Source organism: Pseudoalteromonas sp. SR45-5, assembly GCF_014163565.1.
Classification (GTDB): Bacteria; Pseudomonadota; Gammaproteobacteria; order Enterobacterales; family Alteromonadaceae; genus Pseudoalteromonas; species Pseudoalteromonas distincta.
Genome location: NZ_JACJDN010000884.1, coordinates 1 through 1,256 on the forward strand (window position 1 = coordinate 1; position 1,256 = coordinate 1,256).

Below are 1,256 nucleotides of genomic sequence, written 5' to 3' on the forward strand. Positions count from 1 at the left end.
TTTTGAAAGCAGCCATTGTTTGGCTTGCGGCAGAACCGTGGGTATTGATGATGAGTTCGACCAAGTTGAACCCTATGAAATTGATGAGCAATCGGGGTTATTTTACAAAGCAGAAGCGCCTGACGTTTTTTATAAAAAATGTGATAACAACGCTCAGTATCACGTATGCAATGGTATGGTTAATTTAGACACATTTATACCTGTTGCCGATAAAGACGAAGTGCTGTGTTTTTCGTGCCGCTTTAATGAAACGGTGCCCGATTTAAGTATTGTTGAACATATTCCATTATGGAAAAAAATGGAGACAGCAAAACGTCGCGCTTTGTATACATTAAAATCATTATCACTCCCTTTAAATACCACGATTCAAGAACCTGAAAGCGGATTAAGCTTCGATTTTATAGCAGACCGTAACGTAAGCGATCACTTTGTAAGCCCTATTATAGGTCAAGACGTTGTATTTACAGGACACGATTGCGGGCATATCACTATAAACCTAGCTGAAGCAGACGACGTAGCACGCTCTCAAGCTAAAATAGCAATGGGCGAGCGTTACCGTACTTTACTTGGCCATTTTCGCCATGAACTCGGTCATTATTATTTTGATCAACTAATCGCAAATTCACCAAAAAAACATGCTTTATGTAAGCAATATTTTGGTGATGACGAATTAGATTACCAGCAAGCGCTCGATACTCATTACAAGCAAGGCGCGCCAGCTAACTGGCATGAAACCTTTATCAGTGAATACGCAACTATGCACCCTTATGAAGACTGGGCGGAAACATGGGCGCATTACATGCACATTATCGATACTTTAGAAACAGCCAAAAACTTTTCAATTACAGGCTCAACAACAGGTAATGAGTTTGAATTAGATGAAGCAGACGAGCTTAGATTGCCACAAAGTGCATATTACTTTAATTCACAAACATCGATTGATGCTATTTTAGATACTTGGATGGAATTTTCGATCATTCTAAATTCACTAAATCGCAGCATGGGACTTGCCGATGCCTACCCATTTGTACTAACTCAAGCGGTGCGAACTAAGTTATCTTTCATCCATCATGCTATCCATAACAGGCTCAATTTAATGCCTGATTTACTAACATAAGAAGTAATTAATTGAGTAAGATAGTTTACTGTTTTACTCAGTAAACTATTAAAATAACTGCTAAAGAGACAGAAAACATTAGGGCGTGTTGATCTTTTCAAAGACTATATTCTATTAGTTTTAAATTTAGAATTTTGGG

Annotated in this window: 1 protein-coding gene; it reads left to right on the forward strand. The window is 38.1% G+C overall.

The genetic code is table 11. The features are described 5' to 3' along the window. Positions 1-1,117, forward strand: a 1,117-nt coding sequence (locus tag H5072_RS19825) for a putative zinc-binding metallopeptidase (protein ID WP_182694561.1), incomplete at its 5' end; no start/stop codon positions are given. Positions 1,118-1,256: the final 139 nt, after the last annotated feature.